Source organism: Kitasatospora sp. GP82 (assembly GCF_029892105.1).
Lineage (GTDB): Bacteria > Actinomycetota > Actinomycetes > Streptomycetales > Streptomycetaceae > Kitasatospora.
The window spans coordinates 144476-161786 of sequence record NZ_JARZAJ010000002.1 but is presented as its reverse complement, the minus strand read 5'-3'; the positions used below and the strand labels follow the sequence as shown (position 1 = coordinate 161786).

Genomic DNA, 17311 nt, shown 5'->3' with positions numbered 1-17311 from the left:
CATCGTTTCCGCCGGATCGGCTGGATCCAGCCGGTCCTGGCTGAAGCAGTACGAACGGGGAAGCGATGCTGTCACGGAGAAGTGCCCTGAAGGCCGGTGTGACCACCGGGTTGGTCGGCGGTGCGGGCCTGCTGGTGCCGTACCTGCCGCACGCGGCGGCCGACACCACCGGCACCACCGCCATGCCGACCGCCACCGGCGCCGCGCCGCCCGCGGTGATCCCCCAGTTCGGCGTTCCGCTGACCATCCCGCCGGTGCTCAGCCCGACCTCGACCTCCGCCACCACGGACTACTACACGGTGACGATGCAGAAGGCGTACACCGAGATCGTCCCCGGTACGAAGACCGAGGTGTACACCTACAACGGCAGCTTCCCCGGACCGACCATCAAGGCCAGATTCCAGCGGCGCGCGGTGATCAAGCAGATCAACAACCTCGACTCCTCGGTCTCGGTCCACCTGCACGGCGGCAACGTCCCGCAGGACAGCGACGGTTCGCCGATGAACCTGATTGATCCCGGCGGTGCGAAGAACTACACCTACCCGAACGACCAGGACAACGCGACGCTCTGGATCCACGACCACGCCCACCACATGGAGTCGGAGAACGTCTACCGGGGCCTGACCTCGCTGTACCTGCTCAGCGACGACCTGGAGCGCTCGCTCCCGCTGCCCTCCGCAGAGTACGACGTCCCGCTCATCCTGCGGGACGGCCGGTTCGACGCCACCGGCAAGCTGGTCTACGAGCTGGACGACCACACCCAGCGCAACACCATCCTGGTCAACGGACGCCCATGGCCGTACTTCCAGGTGGCGGCGCGCAAGTACCGCTTCCGGATCCTCAACGCCAGCAACTCGCGGATCTTCTCACTGAAGCTCTCCGACAACACCTCCTTCATCCAGATCGGTTCGGACGGCGGCCTGCTGGAGAAGCCGTACACCACGGCCAACCTCATGCTCTCCCCGGGCGAGCGGGCCGAGGTGGTGATCGACTTCTCGGGCTACCCGCTCGGCACCCAGCTGGTGCTGACCAACCCGGGGATGCCGGGAACGCCGGAGACCGGCCAGGTGATGCGCTTCGACGTGACGAGGACCGCCGTCGACCGCAGCTCGGTGCCCGACTCCCTCGGCGAGCTGGCGCCCCCGCAGACCGCCACCGTCAACCGCACCTTCGTGCTGCGGATGGATGAGGACGGCCGTCAGGGCGCCGCCGCCTACATCAACGACAAGACGTACGACGCCAACCGGATCGACACCCGGATCGACTGGGGCACCACCGAGCTCTGGACGGTCACCAACGCCAACCAGTACGCGCCGCACAACTTCCATCTGCACCAGGTGCAGTTCCGGGTGCTGGAGCGCAACGGCAAGGCGCCGACACCGGACGAGGGCGGGCTCAAGGACACCGTCCGGCTCTTCCCCGGCGAGAGCGTCAAGCTGCTGATCACCTTCGACAGTTACGAGGGCACCTACCCCTACCACTGCCACCTCTTCGACCACGGGGCGATGGGGATGATGGGCAATATGCAGATGGGCTGAGCGGCCCCCGAAGCCGCCGACCGCGCCAGGGCCTCCTGCATGCCCCAACTCCACTGCGCCGCAAGGTGATGAAGTCAACGGCGCAGGTTTGCCGGGCCCTGCCGGCCCGGGCGAGAGTCGAGCCCAGGACTTCTCTGCATCCGGCCACCGGATACACCCGAAATGGAGTGCGGACGTGACCAACGTCGCCGTCATCTACTACTCGTCCACCGGGCACACCCACACCCTGGCCGTGGCGGCTGCGGAGGCCGCCGAGAAGGCGGGTGCCGAGGTTCGGCTGCGCAAGGTCCGCGAGCTCGCGCCCGAGGGTGCCATCGCCGCCAACCAGGCCTGGGCCGAGCACGCCGCCGCCACCGCCGACGTCGAGGAGGCCACCCTCGCCGACCTGGAGTGGGCCGACGTCATCCTGTTCGGCACCCCGACCCGATTCGGTCTGCCGGCCGCCCAGCTCAAGCAGTTCATCGACACCGCCGGCGGCCTGTGGTTCCAGGGCAAGCTGGTGAACAAGGTGGCCTCGTCCTTCGTCTCCACCAGCCAGGTCCACGGTGGCCAGGAGAGCACCCTGCTCGCCCTCAACAACACCTTCTACCACTGGGGTGCGATCATCGTGGCCCCCGGTTGGGCGGACCCGATCCAGTTCGCGGAGAGCAACGGCAACCCGTACGGTGCCAGCCACGTCTCGAACAACACCAACCGTCCCGGCGAGGAGAACCTCGGCGCGGTCGAGTTCCAGGCCCGGCGCGCGGTCGAGATCGCCACGGCGCTGAAGGTCGGCCTGCAGGCCGCCTGATCCACCGCGATCGCGGTACTCGCGGTATTCGCAGCAGACAGGGGATTCCGGTGCGCCGGGATCCCCTGTGCTGCTTTTCGGCGCTTTCCGACAACAGCTGACGAAGTCGCCGACGACCTGTTGCCGCATTCCATGCGACTGCCGCACAGTTTTACCTGAAAAGGATTCCGGCTGATTCGACAGGGGGAGTGCGATGTCGGCGATGGTGATCTCCTGGGACGTACCGGTGAATTCCGGGAGCGCTCAGGACGCGGCCCGGATCACCGCGTTCCAGCTCTGGGAGCAGCTCCTTCGCAAGGCCGAGAACCCGGTGCCCTACGTTCCCGCGATCACCGAGTGCACGGTCCTGGAGCGCTTTCCCGGCGGTTTCAACCGGGAGATCATCCGGGACGGCAAGTGGGTGTTCCAGCGGGTCGAGATCGACCCCGGCAAGTCGATCGTCTACCACCAGCCTGGTGACCTGGAAGTCGAATCCATTGTCAACCAGGTCGGCCGGGACGACCACGGCGGACCGACGCTGACCATTTCCGTGAACCTTGCCCCGGAAGGCATCGAGAAGGTGATCCGGGAGAGCCGGTTCCTGGAGGCTGCCGACGCCTATTTCACCGATGCGCTGCGGGCGGTCGTCGATGAGATCCGGACCACCGTGGGTGAGCTCGCCGGCCAGCCCGTAGCGGCCTGACGTCTGCGCTCGTCTCCCGGCGCTGGTGGCGCTCGTCTCCGGGCGCTTCTGACCCGGTGCCGACACTCCTCGCCCCGGCACTCGCTGCGCTCGCTCGTCGCTTTCGACACCGGCGCGCCCTACGACTCGCTCCGGGCGCACAGCCCCAGCCCCACCACAGGAGGAACCTGATGACCGCACGATTCGCCGGCAAGGTCGCCCTGGTCACCGGAGGCGGCACCGGCATCGGCCGGGCCACCGCGCTGGCCTTCGCCCGTGAGGGTGCCACGGTGATGGTGGCCGGGCGGGAGCCGTTCGAGCTGATGGAGACCGTCGAGCTGATCGAGAAGGAGGGTGGCGTCGTCGATGCCATCCCGGCCGACGTCACCCACAGCATGGACGTGATGAAGGTGGTGCGGACCACCGTCGAGCGTCACGGCGGGCTGGACATCGCCTTCAACAACACCGGCGCCAAGGGCAATCCGAGCCCACTGGCGGAGGTCTGCGAGGCCGCCTGGGGCGACCTGCTCTCAGCCAACCTCACGGCCGTCTGGCAGCTGATGAAGCACGAGATCTCCTACATGAAGGACAACGGCGGCGGCGTCATCATCAACAGCGCGGCCAATGTCGGCCTGCACGCCCGCAACACCGGCTTCGGCGCCTTCGCCGCCTCCACCGCCGCGCTCTCCACCCTGACCAGCGCCGCCGCCCAGGAGTACATCGCCGACGGCATCCGGATCAACGCGATCAGCCCCGGCTCGGTCGACCCCGAGCTGGAGCGTTCCCTGGCCCAGCAGACCGTACCGGCCGGCCGGAGTGCCTGGGCCGGTGCCGAGCTGCCGACCGACCGGGTCGCCAAGACCGACGAGGTCGCCTCCACCATCCTCTGGCTGGCCAGTGACGAGGCCGCCTTCGTGGTCGGGCACGACATGGTGCTCGACGTCGCGGTCACCTTCTGATGGGTGACATCCCGCGCAGACTGTCCCGCGAAGGCGTGTCGGTCTGGCTCGACGACATCAGCCGGGAACGGCTGGCCGGCGGAGGGCTTGAGCGGCTGATCCGCGAGCGCCATGTGGTCGGGGTGACCTCGAACCCGACCATCTTCGCGCAGGCCCTGGCCACCGACACCGGGGCGTACGCCGAGCAGTTGCAGGACCTGGCACTTCGCGGCGCAAGCGCCGAGGAGGCCGCCCGAGAGCTGACCACCCATGACATCACGCCGGAGCCAGCGACGACCGGAGCCAAGCTGTGACAGGTAGGACCGTGCCAGGCAAGACCGCCAGGATCCCCGGGTCCAAGAGCATCACCAACCGGGTTCTGCTGCTCGCCGCGGCGGCCACCGGCCGTACCCGACTGCTCGACCCGCTGGAGAGCGACGACACCGTCGCCTTCCGCACCGCGCTCACCGACCTCGGCCTGGACGTCACCGTGGACGGCGCCCACTGGGAGGTCCAGGGCTGCGGCCACGGCCCTGCCGGCCCGGCCCGGATCTGGTGCAACGACGCGGGCACCGCCGCGCGCTTCCTGCCGGTCCTCGCGGCCACCGGCGAGGGCGAGTTCCTCTTCGAGGGATCCGCCCAGCTGACGGCCCGCCCGCTGGGCCCGCTCACCCGGGCCCTGGCCGAACTCGGCGCCGAGGTCGAGGCGGCCCAGGGCGGCGGACTGCCGCTGCGGATCGCCGCGCGAGGGCTGCGCGGTGGCGAACTGCGGCTGGACTCCTCCGCCAGCAGCCAGTACCTGACCGGTCTGCTGCTCTCCGCACCCCTGATGCGGGAGCCGCTGAGCGTCACCGTCTCCGGCCTGGTCTCCCGCCCGTACATCGAGATGACCATCGCCCTGATGCGGCGCTTCGGCGCCGGGGTGACGGCGGAGCAGCAGCCGGACGGTGACCTGACCCTGCGGGTCGATACCGGCGGGTACACCGCGACCGAGCTGCGGATCGAACCCGACGCCTCCACCGCCTCGTACGTCTTCGCCGCCGCGGCGGTCACCGGCGAGCAGGTGACGGTGCCTCACCTGGGCCGCACCAGCCTCCAGGGCGACCTGCGCTTCGTCGACGTCCTGGCCAAGGCGGGCGCCCGGGTCGAGATCGGCGAGGACTCCACCACCGTCACCGGCACCGGGCAGCTGCGCGGGGGCTTCTCGGTCGACATGGGGGACATCTCTGACACGTTCATGACCATGGCGGCGATCGCCCCTCTCGCCGACGCGCCGATCACCATCCACAGCATCGGCCACGCCCGCCTCAAGGAGTCCGACCGGATCGCCGCCGTCGCGCAGAACCTGCGCGCCCTCGGCATCCAGGTCGAGGAGGGCCCGGACCGCATCACCGTCCACCCGGGCGCCCCCGGGCCGGCCACCATCGCCTGCCACCGCGACCACCGCATCGCGATGGCCTTCTCGGTGCTCGGGCTCAGGGCCCCCGGCATCACGCTCGACGACCCGCACTGCGTGGGGAAGACCTTCCCCGGCTTCCACCAGGAACTCCAACGCCTCTTCGGGGAGCAGGCCCGCTAGCGAGCTCTCAGAACCCCTCGGAGCAAGGGCGAACCCAAGGCGCTGCATGGCCGACCACGTGCCCGATCTCGGCGCACGACCCAGACGATGACCACACGAGAGGAACACGAGCCAGGATGGCGAAGATAGTCATTGCCGGCGGCGGTATCGGCGGGCTGGCGACCGCGCTCAGCATCTCCCGCCGCGGCCACCAGGTGGTGGTGCTGGAGGCCCGCGACACCTTCACCGAGATCGGTGCGGGTATCCAGCTGGGCCCGAACGCCTTCCACGCCCTCGACCGGCTCGGTGTCGGTGACGAGGTCCGCGAGCGCGCCGTCTTCATCGACGAGCTCCGCTTCATGGACGGGACGACCAGCGAGAAGGTCGCCTCCATGCCGCTCACCGGCGAGTACCGCACCCGCTTCGGCAACCCGTACGCGGTGGTCCACCGGATCGACATCTACGAGCCGCTGCTGAACGCCTGCCGCGCCGCGTCCGGCGTCGAGCTGCGCACCGACGCCAAGCTGACCCACTACTCCCAGGACGCCTTCGGGGTCACCGCCCACCTGGCCTCCGGCGACAGCGTGCACGGCGACGCCCTGATCGGCGCCGACGGCATCAACTCCTACGTCCGCAAGCAGCTCGTCGGCGACGGCTACCCCAAGGCCTCCGGACACACCATCTACCGCTCGGTGATCCCGATGGAGAAGGTGCCCGAGGAGCTGCGCTGGAACACCGTCACCCTCTGGGCGGGCCCGAAGTGGCACTTCGTCCACTACCCGATCGGCAGCGGCAAGTACTTCAACCTCGCCGCCACCCGGGACGACGCCGCGACGGAGGCCGTGGTCGGCAAGCCGGTCGAGAAGGACTTCGTGCTGAACGAGTTCCCCGACCTCGGCGAGATCCCCCGCCAGCTCCTGGAGCTGGGCGAGGACTGGAAGTCCTGGGTGCTCTGCGACCGCGACCCGGTCGAGAAGTGGACCGACGGCAAGGTCGTCCTGGTCGGCGACGCCGCGCACCCGATGCTCCAGTACGCCGCCCAGGGCGCCTGCCAGGCCCTGGAGGACGCGGTCTGGCTCGGCGACCTGATCGGCGCCGAGCCGGAGGACTTCGAGCAGCGCTTCGAGAAGTTCAACAGCGAGCGCCGCGAGCGCACCGCCGCCACCCAGCTGACGGCCCGTGAGATGGGCAGGCAGCTCTACCACCCGATCGGCGAGGGGGCGAAGGAGCGCAACGCCATGCTCTCCGCCTTCACCGCCGACGAGCTGTACGACAAGGTCGAGTGGCTGCACGGGGCCAAGGCGGGCCTGCCCCTCGAAGGCGAGGGCCGGTGACCGTGGGCAACCTGCGCTGGCTGACGGCGGGGGAGTCGCACGGCCCCGCGCTGGTGGCCACCCTGGAGGGCCTGCCCGCCGGGGTCCCGATCACCACCGCGGCCGTGGCCGACGCCCTCGCCCGGCGCCGGCTCGGGTACGGCCGCGGTGCCCGGATGAAGTTCGAGCAGGACGAGGTCACCTTCCTCGGCGGCGTCCGGCACGGACTGACGCTCGGCAGCCCCGTCGCGGTGATGGTCGGCAACACCGAGTGGCCCAAGTGGGAGCAGGTGATGTCGGCCGACCCGGTCGGGGAGGAGATCCTGGCCGGTCTCGGCCGCAACGCCGCACTCACCCGGCCCAGGCCCGGCCACGCCGACCTGGCCGGGATGCAGAAGTACGGCTTCGACGACGCCCGCCCGGTGCTGGAGCGGGCCTCGGCGCGGGAGACCGCCGCCCGGGTCGCGCTCGGGGCCGTCGCACGGTCCTTCCTGCTGGAGGCGGCCGGAATCGAGATCGTCTCGCATGTGGTCGAACTGGCCACCGCCAAGGCCCCGGCCGGGCTGCTGCCGAAACCCGCCGACGTCGAGCGCCTCGACGCCGACCCGGTGCGCTGCCTGGACGAGGCCGCCTCCGCCGCGATGGTCGCCGGGATCGACCAGGCGCACAAGGACGGCGACACCCTCGGTGGTGTGGTCGAGGTCCTCGCCTACGGCCTTCCGCCGGGCCTCGGCTCGCACGTCCACTGGGACCGCCGCCTGGACGCCAGGCTCGCCGCCGCGCTGATGGGCATCCAGGCCATCAAGGGTGTCGAGGTCGGCGACGGCTTCGAACTCGCCCGGGTGCCGGGCTCCTTGGCGCACGACGAGATCGAACCCACCTCCGAGGGCATCCGCCGCCGGTCGGGCCGGGCCGGCGGAACCGAGGGCGGACTCTCCACCGGAGACCCGCTGCGGGTGCGGGCCGCGATGAAGCCGATCGCGACCGTCCCCAGGGCCCTGGCCACCCTGGACGTCAGGACCGGTGAGGTCGCCCAGGCGCACCACCAGCGTTCGGACGTCTGCGCCGTCCCAGCCGCCGGAATCGTGGCCGAAGCCATGGTCGCCCTGGTGCTCGCCGACGCGGTGCTGGAGAAGTTCGGCGGTGACTCGGTCACCGAGACCCGCCGCAACCTGGAGGGCTACCTCGACGCCCTCGTCATCCGCTGAACCGCCCCACGAGAACCACCGGTCTGCCGATCCCCCCTCGCCGGCGGCAGGCCACTCCCCGGACGGCCCGGCCCGACACGGACCCCCCTTCCGTGCCGGGCCGGGCGCCGGCCAAAGTCCTTGCCGGGCGTCCGATCTGACGAAGTCTCCGCTGCGCTTTTCGCCCGGACTCCCGACCCCAACAGGATGTCTTCCACCTGCGACGGAGATGAGTGAACACAATGCAGTTCGGGATCTTCAGCATCGGCGACGTCTTCCCCGACCCCACCACGGGACGGCGGCAGACGGAGCACGAGCGGATCAAGGGCATGGTCGCCCTCGCCCAGAAGGCGGAGGAGATCGGCCTCGACGTCTTCGCGACGGGTGAGCACCACAACCCGCCGTACGTCCCCTCCTCGCCGACCACGCTGCTGGCCAACATCGCGGCGCGCACCGAGCGGCTCATCCTCTCCACCTCGACGACGCTGATCACCACCAACGACCCGGTGAAGATCGCCGAGGACTTCGCCATGCTCCAGCACCTGGCGGACGGCCGGGTGGACCTGATGCTCGGCCGCGGCAACACGGGACCGGTCTACCCCTGGTTCGGCCAGGACATCCGCCAGGGCATCCCGCTCGCCATCGAGAACTACGCGCTGCTGCACCAGCTCTGGCGCCAGGACGTGGTCGACTGGAAGGGCCGCTTCCGCACCCCGCTCCAGGGCTTCACCTCCACTCCGCGTCCGCTCGACGGCGTGGCGCCGTTCGTCTGGCACGGCTCTGTCCGCAGCCCGGAGATCGCCGAGCAGGCCGCCTTCTACGGCGACGGCTTCTTCGCCAACCACATCTTCTTCCCCAAGGAGCACTTCGTCCGGCTGGTGGAGCTGTACCGCGCCCGGTACGCCCACTACGGCCACGGCACCGCCGAGCAGGCGTACGTCGGCCTCGGCGGCCAGTTCTTCATCCGCAGGCGCTCGCAGGACGCGATCCGCGAGTTCCGGCCGTACTTCGACAACTCCCCGGTCTACGGCGGCGGTCCGTCGCTGGAGGACTACCAGGCGCAGACCCCGCTCACGGTCGGCAGCCCGGAGGAGATGATCGAGAAGACCCTGGCCTTCCGCGAGCACTTCGGCCACTACCAGCGCCAGCTCTTCCTGGTCGACAACGGCGGTCTGCCGCTGAAGACCGCGCTGGAGCAGCTGGACCTGCTCGGTGAGCACGTCCTTCCGGTGCTGCGCAAGGAGTTCGCCAGTGGCCGCCCGGCGGAGGTCCCGGCCGGTCCGACCCACGCCGAGCGCCTCGCCAAGCGGAATGCCGAGGAGGAGAAGTGACCCGCAAGCTGGTCGTGGTCTCGGCCGGGCTCAGCCAGCCCTCCTCCACCCGGCTGCTGGCGGACCGGCTGGCGGAGGCGGCCACCCGCGAACTGCCCGCCGAGGTGCTCAACGTCGAGCTGCGCGAACTGGCCGCCGACGTCGCCAACAACCTGGTGACCGGCTTCCCCTCACCCGCCCTGGCCAAGGTGCTCGAGGCCGTCGTCGAGGCCGACGGTCTGATCGCGGTGACGCCGGTCTTCACCGCCTCCTACAGCGGCCTGTTCAAGTCCTTCTTCGACGTGATCGACAACACCGCGCTCACCGGCAAGCCGGTGCTGATCGCCGCGACCGGCGGCACCGCCCGCCACTCGATGGTGCTCGACCACGCGCTGCGCCCGCTCTTCGCCTACCTGCGTGCCACCGTCCTGCCCACCGCCGTGTACGCGGCCTCGGAGGACTGGGGCGACGGCCACGAGGAGCTGGCACCCCGGATCGCCCGCGCCGGCCGGGAGCTGGCCGAGGCCGTCCGCAGCCGCCCACAGGCCACCCCCACCGCGCCCGAGTTCTCCCCCGATGCAGTCGTCCCCTTCGCCCAGCAACTGGCCAACCTCGGCATCGACCCGTCCTAGTGGCGAGGGAGTGGTTCGCAGGGGCGCGGGGAACTGCGCGAGATCGGAAGGTGACTGCGTGAAGTCGGGCCCGGTGGGCCAGTTGCACCTCGCGACCTCCCGATCGGGCGGTGCACCTTGCTCACCGGAGGTCGGTGCGGCACCGGTGCCTTCCGTCTCGCGCACGCAGTTGATCAAGCAGAGCCCCGCGCCCCTGATCGTTCTACCCTTTGCCTCCTGAAGAGTCCCCTTGCCCCGGCTCGGGCGGCGCGGCAGAGTTCGGGCCGGGCCTGGTGCCGGGCACGCATCGGGCCGACGAGCACGAGGAGCGGAGGCTGCCGTGGTTGATCTGGCGGGACGGCTGTTGGAGGGGCTGCCGGAGGCGGCCGTGGTGGTGGATCCGGATGTGACGTCCGCCTACCGCCACGACATGGCGGGGTTCTGCGCGGCGGGCGAACCCGCCGTCCTGGTCCTGCCCGAGACGGTCGAGCAGGTGCAGCACGTGCTGCGCACGGCGACCGAACTGCGGGTTCCCGTGGTGCCCCAGGGCGCCAGGACGGGTCTCTCCGGCGGCGCCAACGCGGTGGACGGCTGCATCCTGCTCTCCCTGATCAAGATGAACCGGATCCTGGAGCTGGACCCGGTCAACCGGATCGCCGTCGTCCAACCAGGCGTGGTGAACGCCCAGTTGTCCCGTGCGGCGGCCGAGCACGGGCTGGCCTATCCACCGGACCCGTCCAGCTGGGAGTCCTGCACCATCGGCGGGAACATCGGCACCGGCGCAGGCGGCCTGTGCTGCGTGAAGTACGGCGTGACCAGCGAGTACGTTCTGGGTCTCGATGTGGTGCTGGCTGACGGGCAGCTGCTGCGCACCGGCCGCCGGACGGCCAAGGGCGTGGCGGGCTACGACCTGACCCGGCTGCTGGTCGGTTCGGAGGGCACGCTCGGCGTGGTGGTCCAGGCCGTGGTGGCGCTGCGGCCCGCGCCCCCGCCGCAGTTGGCGCTGGCCGCCGAGTTCCCTAGCACCGATGCGGCCTGCGCGGCGGTCTGCGAGGTGATGGCCGCCGGATTCGTACCCTCGCTGCTGGAGCTGATGGACGCCACCACCGTCCGTGCGGTCAACGAGATGGCGAAGATGGGCCTGCCGGACGCCACCAGGGCGCTGCTGCTGATCGCCTTCGACGGCCCGGAGCAGGCCCAGGAGCTGGCGGCGGTGGGGGAGTTGTGCCGGGCTGCCGGGGCGAGCGAGGTGGTTCCGGCGGAGGACCGGGCCGAGTCGGACCTGCTGCTGGAGGCCCGCAGGCTGGCGCTGCCCGCGCTGGACCGGATGGGCACCACGATGATCGACGACGTGGCGGTCCCGCGCTCCCGGATGGCCGAAATGCTGCGCGGGGTCGCCGAGATCGCCGACCGGCAGCGGCTCACCATCGGCATGGTCTGCCACGCCGGGGACGGCAACACCCATCCCGTGGTGGTCTTCGACGCCACCGACGAGGCGCAGTCGGCACGGGCCCTGGCCTCCTTCGACGAGATCATGGCGCTCGGCCTGGAACTCGGCGGCACCATCACCGGCGAGCACGGCGTCGGCCTGCTGAAGCGGGAGTGGCTGGCTCGCGAACTGGGGCCGGTGGGACTGGAGTTGCAGCGTCGGATCAAGTCGGTCTTCGACCCTTTGGGGATCCTGAATCCGGGTAAGACTCTCTGACAGTCATTCAAATCACCTTCTTATCTGTCATATGTCGATAGCGACAGGTCGACATTCTTCGGCCGCAATGGCCGACCGGCGGGCCGGGGGCGTGTGCGGGCTTTCGGCGCCCTCGGTATTGCAGGGGGCGCGAAGCTCGTTGGAGTGCGCCGCTTTGGTTGGCTTCCGAGTCCGCCCACCGTTCGACTGAACTCGCAGGTGGGAGACGGTGTGTCGGCCGATGGGCGGTGTGTCGACGGACTATGCGCCGCCCTCGAAATGTCACGCAAACGGGCGAAAAGCGGGTCTGTCGCTGGTGCCATGTCGATTTATTGAGGAAGTCTTTCCATCGGCATCGCGGCCAACAGGGGTCCGTCTGGCCGCGAATTCCCCTGTGCAGCACCTGATGTGCAGTCCCGGTGGACTGTCAGCCCTACGGAGGACTTCATGGCTCGTTCCCGCACCAAACGGATGGTCGGACTTCTGGTCGCCACTCCACTCGCCGCCGGTCTGCTGCTCGCCGGCGCAGGCTCCGCGGCAGCGGCCGACAACGGTGCTCTCTCCGGCGACGGATCGAACAGCAGCGTTGTCTCCAACCATGACAGCGGCAACACCTTCGGCTACGTGGGCGGCAACTACAACACCGCGCAGCAGACCGCCACCGGCGCCGGTGCCTCGAACCAGAACAACAGCTCCCAGGTGAAGGACAACACGGGCTTCGTCTTCACCGAGCAGTCGAACGAGAACACCCACCTCGTCTTCGCGCCTACCTTCGGCTGATCCCGGTCGGCGGGGGCGCCGATAGAGGAGACGCGGGGAAAGGGCAGCCCAGGCGGGCAGGAACAGCTGTGGGCGGTGCCGGTGGATCCGGCACCGCCCACAGCCACGCTCCGCACCGCCTCAGCCCGCGCCCCGCAGGGTGCATGGCTGACCATGCGCCAGGATTCGCCGGAGGGGGCGCTAGTGCCGCCCGGTGAGTGTGGCTCCTACGCTGGCCGCCACCACACAGGCGATCCCGGCCAGTTGCACCACGCCCAGTACCTGTTGCAGCACCACCAGACCGACCAGCGCGCTCACCGCCGGCTCCAGGCTCACCAGCACGCTGAACACCCGCTGCGGCAGCCGCCGCAGCGCGGACATCTCCAGCGCGTACGGGATCACCGGCAGCAGCAGCGCGACCCCCGTCACCGTGAGCAGCAGCAGCCAGGGGCTGCCGGCCCCGGAGAGCCCGTGCCAGGCCGGCCCGATCCCCAGGGGCAGCGTGACCAGTGCGCCGACCCCGATCGAGACCGCCAGCCCCTCGAAGCCCTTGAACGCCGCGCCGACCTTGTCGGTCAGCAGGATGTACCCGGCGTAGCAGGCGGCCGCAGCGAAGGCGAAGCCGAGCCCGACCGGGTCGAGGCCGCCTCCGCCGCCGTCGCCGCCGAACAGGGTGAGCAGCGCCACCCCGCCACCGGCCAGCAGTGCCCAGACGAGGTGGCTGGCCCGCCGGGCGAAGGCCAGTGCGACGGCCAGCGGTCCGAGGAACTCGATCGTGGCGGCCGTTCCCATCGGCAGCCGGTCCACGGCACCGGCGAAGCACAGGGTCATCCCGGCCGAGACGACCCCGAGCAGCCCGGCCGAGGCCAGGTCGCGTCGGCTGCGGCCGCGCAGCCGGGGCCGGGTGAGGGCGAGCAGGATCACTGCGGCGGCCGCCAGCCGCAGGAAGGTCGCGCCGCCGACTCCGAGCGGCCCGAAAAGCGGCTGGGAGAGTGCGATGCCGAGCTGGACGGCGAACATGGCCGTGATGCAGAGCACCGGCGCCGGGACACCCAGCCGACGCCGGAGCGGGTGGACGGACGAGCGGCCGGGCGAGACCGGGACGGCGGTCTCGCGGGAACTGACTGTGGACATGGTGACGAGTGTGACGTAATACCCTAACGGCCACCAAACTCATTACCGCACTGTTTCCCGCTGTGCGGATCGCTGTCACCGAGAGGGTGAATCACGATCACTCTCCGGCGTGGCGAGACCATTGTCCGATGACTGGTCAGTATCAAGGGGCGGTGCGCTACCTAGGCCCGGCTGCTCTCTCGGCGGCCTCCCTCGTCCTGCTTCTGGCCACCGACCGCAGTCTGCCGCTGCCAGGGGGGCGGGTGGCCGAGGTACAGCCGGTCGCGGCCACCGCCTCCCAGGGGAAGCGGTCCCCGGCGCCGCCGCGCACCGTCCTTCCCGACTCGGCCCGTAGGCGGTCGCAGCTGCCGAAGCGGAGCTTCACCGGCCGCGGCTTCGACGCCTGCACCGCTCCGCCCCTGGAGACCATGCGGGTATGGCGCACCACCTCCCCGTACGGCGCGGTCGGCATCTACACCAGCGGCACCCAGCGCGGCTGCGACCAGCCCCGGCTCACCGCCGACTGGGTGCGGCAGGTGCGGGAGATGGGCTGGGAGCTGGTGCCCACCCACGTCGGACTGCAGGCGCCCTGCAGCAGTGTCAGGACCAAGCCCCACCGGATCGACCCGGCCCGCGCCGTCGAGCAGGGCCAGGACGAGGCGGCCGAGGCGGTGTCCGGCCTGCGGGAACTGGGTCTGGGTGAGGGCAGCCCGGTCTACCTGGACATCGAGGCCTATGCACCGGGCGACCCGGTCTGCAGTCAGGCGGTGGTCGAGTTCACCATCGGCTGGACCCAGGCCCTGCACGCCGCGGGGTACCACTCCGGCTTCTACTCCAGCGCGAACTCGGGGGTCGCCGACCTGGTCGGCGCCGCACAGGCGGGCGCCTACCCGCTCCCCGACGTCATCTGGTACGCCCACTGGGACGGTCGAGCCGTCACCGACGGGCAGGGCGCACTGCCCGAGGAACTGTGGGTCGGCCACCAGCGCATCCACCAGTACCGGGGCGGCGGCGCCGAGACGTACGGCGGCGCAGCGCTCAATGTCGACCGCGACCAGCTCGACGGCCTGGTGGCGCTCGGCGCCCCGCCCGCCGCCGACCGGCGGCCAGGTCGGTCTTAGGCCGACCGGCAACAGGGCCCGCGGCGTCGCGCCCCCGGGGAACGCACCTCGCCGCGTTGTCGTCGGTCGCCGCAGCTCCGCTGCTACTCCCTCCTCCGCCTTGCGATGCACGCACCCCAGCGCCGCTCCTTCACCCGCGCTCCCTATTGCCGGTCGGTCTTGAGCCCTTCGCGCTAACTTCCTTGCGGGGATCACTCGTTCGATGGAGATTCGCTTTGGCCACAGGATCCGGCCATGGTCGGGTTTGGGCATGACCACCACTGCGCTCCGCGGGCTCCTCGCCTCCGCCGCTGTTGCCGTCGTCGCCGCCACGACCCTGGGCATCGCCCCGCTCCCCGTTTCCGTCGCCCCGGCCGCCTCGAACACCTTCCTCCAGCTCTTCGTCGTCCACGACGCCGACGACTCCCGCCAGGAGGTCTACGACCTCACCTGCAACCCCAACGGCGACACCCACCCCGACCCGGATGCCGCCTGTGCGGCCCTGACTGCGGCGAACGGCGACTTCGACCGCCTCGCCGGAGATCCGAAGCGCATCTGCCCGCACCTCGAGGACCCGGTCACCGCCACCGTCTACGGCGACTGGAACGGTCAGCAGATCATCTGGCAGAGGACCTTCCCCAACCGCTGCTACCTGAGCCGCGCGACCGCCCCGGTCTTCTGACCGCCCTCGCAACGGGCGCCTGCCCTCCGGCGGGCGCCCAACTCCCCCTCGGCGCCTCGCGCCCCTGGCTTTCCCTGCTTCCCGCCGCACCCAAAGACCCCGTCCCGGAACACACATGATGGCCGATCAGGAAGATTTCGCAGGGATCGTATGCGGGCCCGCCCCGACGGGCCGTCCGGCTGTCGCACTTCTCGGACTTCCGTCCAGGCTGTGTGAGCTCCTGGTCTCATCTGTGGCCGAACTGCTGACAACGGGGGCGACATTTCGCCAGAATCAGGCCAAGCAGCTCCCGCTACCCGCCGGTAGGCAGGTGGTGTCTCAACCTGCCGGTCAAGGAGGACCCGCGTGTTCAGCACGATGCAGGACGTACCGCTCACCGTCTCCCGAATCCTCGCGCACGGCTCCACCATCCACGGCCGGTCCACCGTGACCACCTGGGACGGCAACGGCCCCCTCACCCGTACGTTCGCCGAGGTCGGCGCCCGCGCAGCCCAGCTGGCGTACGCACTGCGCGACGAGCTCGGGGTCTCGGGCGACGAGCGCATAGCGACTCTGATGTGGAACAACGCGGAGCACCTGGAGGCGTACCTGGCCGTGCCGTCGATGGGCGCGGTGCTGCACACGCTGAACCTCCGGCTGCCCGCCCAGCAGCTGGCGTTCATCGTCAACCACGCTGCCGACCACGCGATCATCGTCAACGGCAGCGTGCTCCCGCTGCTGGCGGGCGTGCTGCCGCAGCTCAACCCGACCCTCAAGCACATCGTGGTGAGCGGCGCGGGCGACCGCTCGCTGCTCGACGGCTTCGGCGGCACCGTCCACGAGTATGAGGAGCTGATCGCCGACCGGCCCACCGAGTACGCGTGGCCGGAGGACCTGGACGAGCGGCAGGCGGCCACCCTCTGCTACACCTCGGGCACCACCGGCGACCCCAAGGGTGTGCTCTACAGCCACCGTTCGGTGTATCTGCACTGCCTCCAGGGCAATGCGGCCGACGCCTTCGGTCTGACGGCCCGTGACATCGCGCTGCCGGTGGTCCCGATGTTCCATGTGAACGCGTGGGGGATGCCGCATGCGGCGTTCATGTCGGGCGCCAACCTGCTGATGCCGGACCGCCACCTCCAGCCGAAGCCGCTCGCCGAGATGATCAGCCAGGTCCGGCCGACCGTCAGCGCCGCCGTCCCGACCATCTGGACCGGTCTGCTGGACGAGCTCGACAACGGCGGCTACGACACCTCCTCGCTGCGGATGGTGGTGATCGGCGGTTCGGCCTGTCCGCCCTCGCTGATGCGCGCCTTCGAGGAGCGCCACGGCATCAACGTCGTGCACGCCTGGGGCATGACCGAGACCTCCCCGCTCGGCACCTTCTCGCTCCCGCCGGGCGCTCTGACCCCCGAGCAGGAGTGGGAGTACCGGGTCACCCAGGGGCTCTTCCCGGCCTCCGTCGAGGCCCGCCTCACCGGCCCCGCCGGCGAGCGGATGCCGCACGACGGCGTCGCGGCGGGCGAGTTGGAGCTTCGCGGGCCGTGGATCGCGGGCGCGTACTTCGGCGGTGCCGGGCAGGACCCGGAGCAGCCCGACGACAAGTTCAGCGAGGACGGCTGGCTGCGCACCGGAGACATCGGCACCATCACCCCGGACGGCTACCTCACCCTCACCGACCGGGCCAAGGACGTGATCAAGTCCGGCGGTGAGTGGATCTCCTCGCAGGAGCTGGAGAACCACCTGATGGCCCACCCCGAGGTGGCCGAGGCCGCCGTGGTCGCCGTCCCGGACGAGAAGTGGGGCGAGCGGCCGCTGGCCACCGTCGTACTGCGGCCGCATGCCGCCGCCGGCCTGCCCGAGCTGCGCGTCTTCCTCGCCGGGCGGGTCGCCTCCTGGCAACTCCCGGAGCGCTGGGCGCTCGTGGAGTCGGTGCCCAAGACCTCGGTCGGCAAGTTCGACAAGAAGGTCATCCGCGCCGACTACGCCGCCGACCGGCTGGCGGTCACCGTCCTCGGCAAGGAGTGATCCCCGAAGGCGGCCCGGCGGATCAGCCATGCACCACCTGAGGGGCGCGGCGCTCTGTTG

General features: G+C 70.4%; 16 protein-coding genes. 15 read left to right on the top strand and 1 reads right to left on the bottom strand.

The genetic code is table 11. The annotated features are described in order from the left end of the window. Positions 1 to 98 precede the first annotated feature (98 nt). The 12 genes from P3T39_RS02425 (at position 99) to P3T39_RS02370 (ending at position 12370) form a co-directional block, all read left to right on the top strand. Positions 99 to 1538, top strand: coding sequence for a multicopper oxidase domain-containing protein (locus P3T39_RS02425; protein WP_348534298.1), 1440 nt, complete (start codon positions 99 to 101; stop codon positions 1536 to 1538). 175 nt (positions 1539 to 1713) lie between these two features. Beyond that, on the top strand, positions 1714 to 2328 hold the full coding sequence (wrbA, locus tag P3T39_RS02420; RefSeq protein WP_280695573.1) for an NAD(P)H:quinone oxidoreductase: 615 nt from the start codon (positions 1714 to 1716) through the stop codon (positions 2326 to 2328). Positions 2329 to 2521: 193 nt separating this feature from the next. Continuing rightward, complete coding sequence (locus P3T39_RS02415) at positions 2522 to 3010, top strand: AtaL-like protein (RefSeq protein ID WP_280695572.1); 489 nt, start codon at positions 2522 to 2524, stop codon at positions 3008 to 3010. Positions 3011 to 3180: 170 nt separating this feature from the next. Continuing rightward, complete coding sequence (locus tag P3T39_RS02410) at positions 3181 to 3948, top strand: SDR family oxidoreductase (RefSeq protein ID WP_280695571.1); 768 nt, start codon at positions 3181 to 3183, stop codon at positions 3946 to 3948. After that, entirely contained in the window at positions 3948 to 4241 is a 294-nt protein-coding gene (locus tag P3T39_RS02405; protein ID WP_280695569.1) for a transaldolase family protein, read from the top strand. Before P3T39_RS02410 ends, P3T39_RS02405 begins: the two co-directional genes overlap by 1 nt. An 11-nt stretch (positions 4242 to 4252) precedes the next feature. Then, on the top strand, positions 4253 to 5506 hold the full coding sequence (gene aroA / locus P3T39_RS02400) for a 3-phosphoshikimate 1-carboxyvinyltransferase (RefSeq protein WP_280695568.1): 1254 nt from the start codon (positions 4253 to 4255) through the stop codon (positions 5504 to 5506). A 116-nt stretch (positions 5507 to 5622) separates the two neighbouring features. Beyond that, positions 5623 to 6819 (top strand): 3-hydroxybenzoate 6-monooxygenase, encoded by a 1197-nt coding sequence (locus P3T39_RS02395; protein WP_280695566.1) that lies wholly within the window; start codon positions 5623 to 5625, stop codon positions 6817 to 6819. Between the two features lie 2 nt (positions 6820 to 6821). Beyond that, positions 6822 to 8006, top strand: coding sequence for a chorismate synthase (aroC, locus tag P3T39_RS02390; protein WP_280695734.1), 1185 nt, complete (start codon positions 6822 to 6824; stop codon positions 8004 to 8006). A 221-nt stretch (positions 8007 to 8227) separates the two neighbouring features. Beyond that, positions 8228 to 9316: an LLM class flavin-dependent oxidoreductase gene (locus P3T39_RS02385; RefSeq protein WP_280695733.1), complete on the top strand. Its 1089-nt coding sequence runs from the start codon at positions 8228 to 8230 to the stop codon at positions 9314 to 9316. Further along, positions 9313 to 9927, top strand: a complete 615-nt coding sequence (locus P3T39_RS02380; protein WP_280695565.1) for an FMN reductase — start codon at positions 9313 to 9315, stop codon at positions 9925 to 9927. Before P3T39_RS02385 ends, P3T39_RS02380 begins: the two co-directional genes overlap by 4 nt. A 319-nt stretch (positions 9928 to 10246) precedes the next feature. Next, on the top strand, positions 10247 to 11611 hold the full coding sequence (locus P3T39_RS02375) for an FAD-linked oxidase C-terminal domain-containing protein (protein ID WP_280695564.1): 1365 nt from the start codon (positions 10247 to 10249) through the stop codon (positions 11609 to 11611). A 426-nt stretch (positions 11612 to 12037) separates the two neighbouring features. Beyond that, positions 12038 to 12370: a hypothetical protein gene (locus P3T39_RS02370; RefSeq protein ID WP_280695562.1), complete on the top strand. Its 333-nt coding sequence runs from the start codon at positions 12038 to 12040 to the stop codon at positions 12368 to 12370. A gap of 180 nt (positions 12371 to 12550) precedes the next feature. Here the strand turns inward: P3T39_RS02370 and P3T39_RS02365 are convergent, their stop codons facing one another. Continuing rightward, positions 12551 to 13483 carry an EamA family transporter gene (locus tag P3T39_RS02365; protein ID WP_280695561.1) on the bottom strand — a complete coding sequence of 311 codons (933 nt, stop codon included), beginning with the start codon at positions 13481 to 13483 and terminating at the stop codon, positions 12551 to 12553. A gap of 128 nt (positions 13484 to 13611) precedes the next feature. On the opposite strand from P3T39_RS02365, the gene P3T39_RS02360 reads away from it, so the two are divergent. From P3T39_RS02360 to P3T39_RS02350, 3 genes are all read left to right on the top strand, one after another. Continuing rightward, positions 13612 to 14583 carry a glycoside hydrolase domain-containing protein gene (locus P3T39_RS02360; RefSeq protein WP_280695560.1) on the top strand — a complete coding sequence of 324 codons (972 nt, stop codon included), beginning with the start codon at positions 13612 to 13614 and terminating at the stop codon, positions 14581 to 14583. Positions 14584 to 14833: 250 nt separating this feature from the next. Beyond that, a complete protein-coding gene (locus P3T39_RS02355; protein ID WP_280695559.1) occupies positions 14834 to 15244 on the top strand; it encodes an SSI family serine proteinase inhibitor in 411 nt (136 codons plus the stop codon). 345 nt (positions 15245 to 15589) lie between these two features. Continuing rightward, on the top strand, positions 15590 to 17251 hold the full coding sequence (locus tag P3T39_RS02350) for a long-chain fatty acid--CoA ligase (RefSeq protein WP_280695558.1): 1662 nt from the start codon (positions 15590 to 15592) through the stop codon (positions 17249 to 17251). Positions 17252 to 17311: the final 60 nt, after the last annotated feature.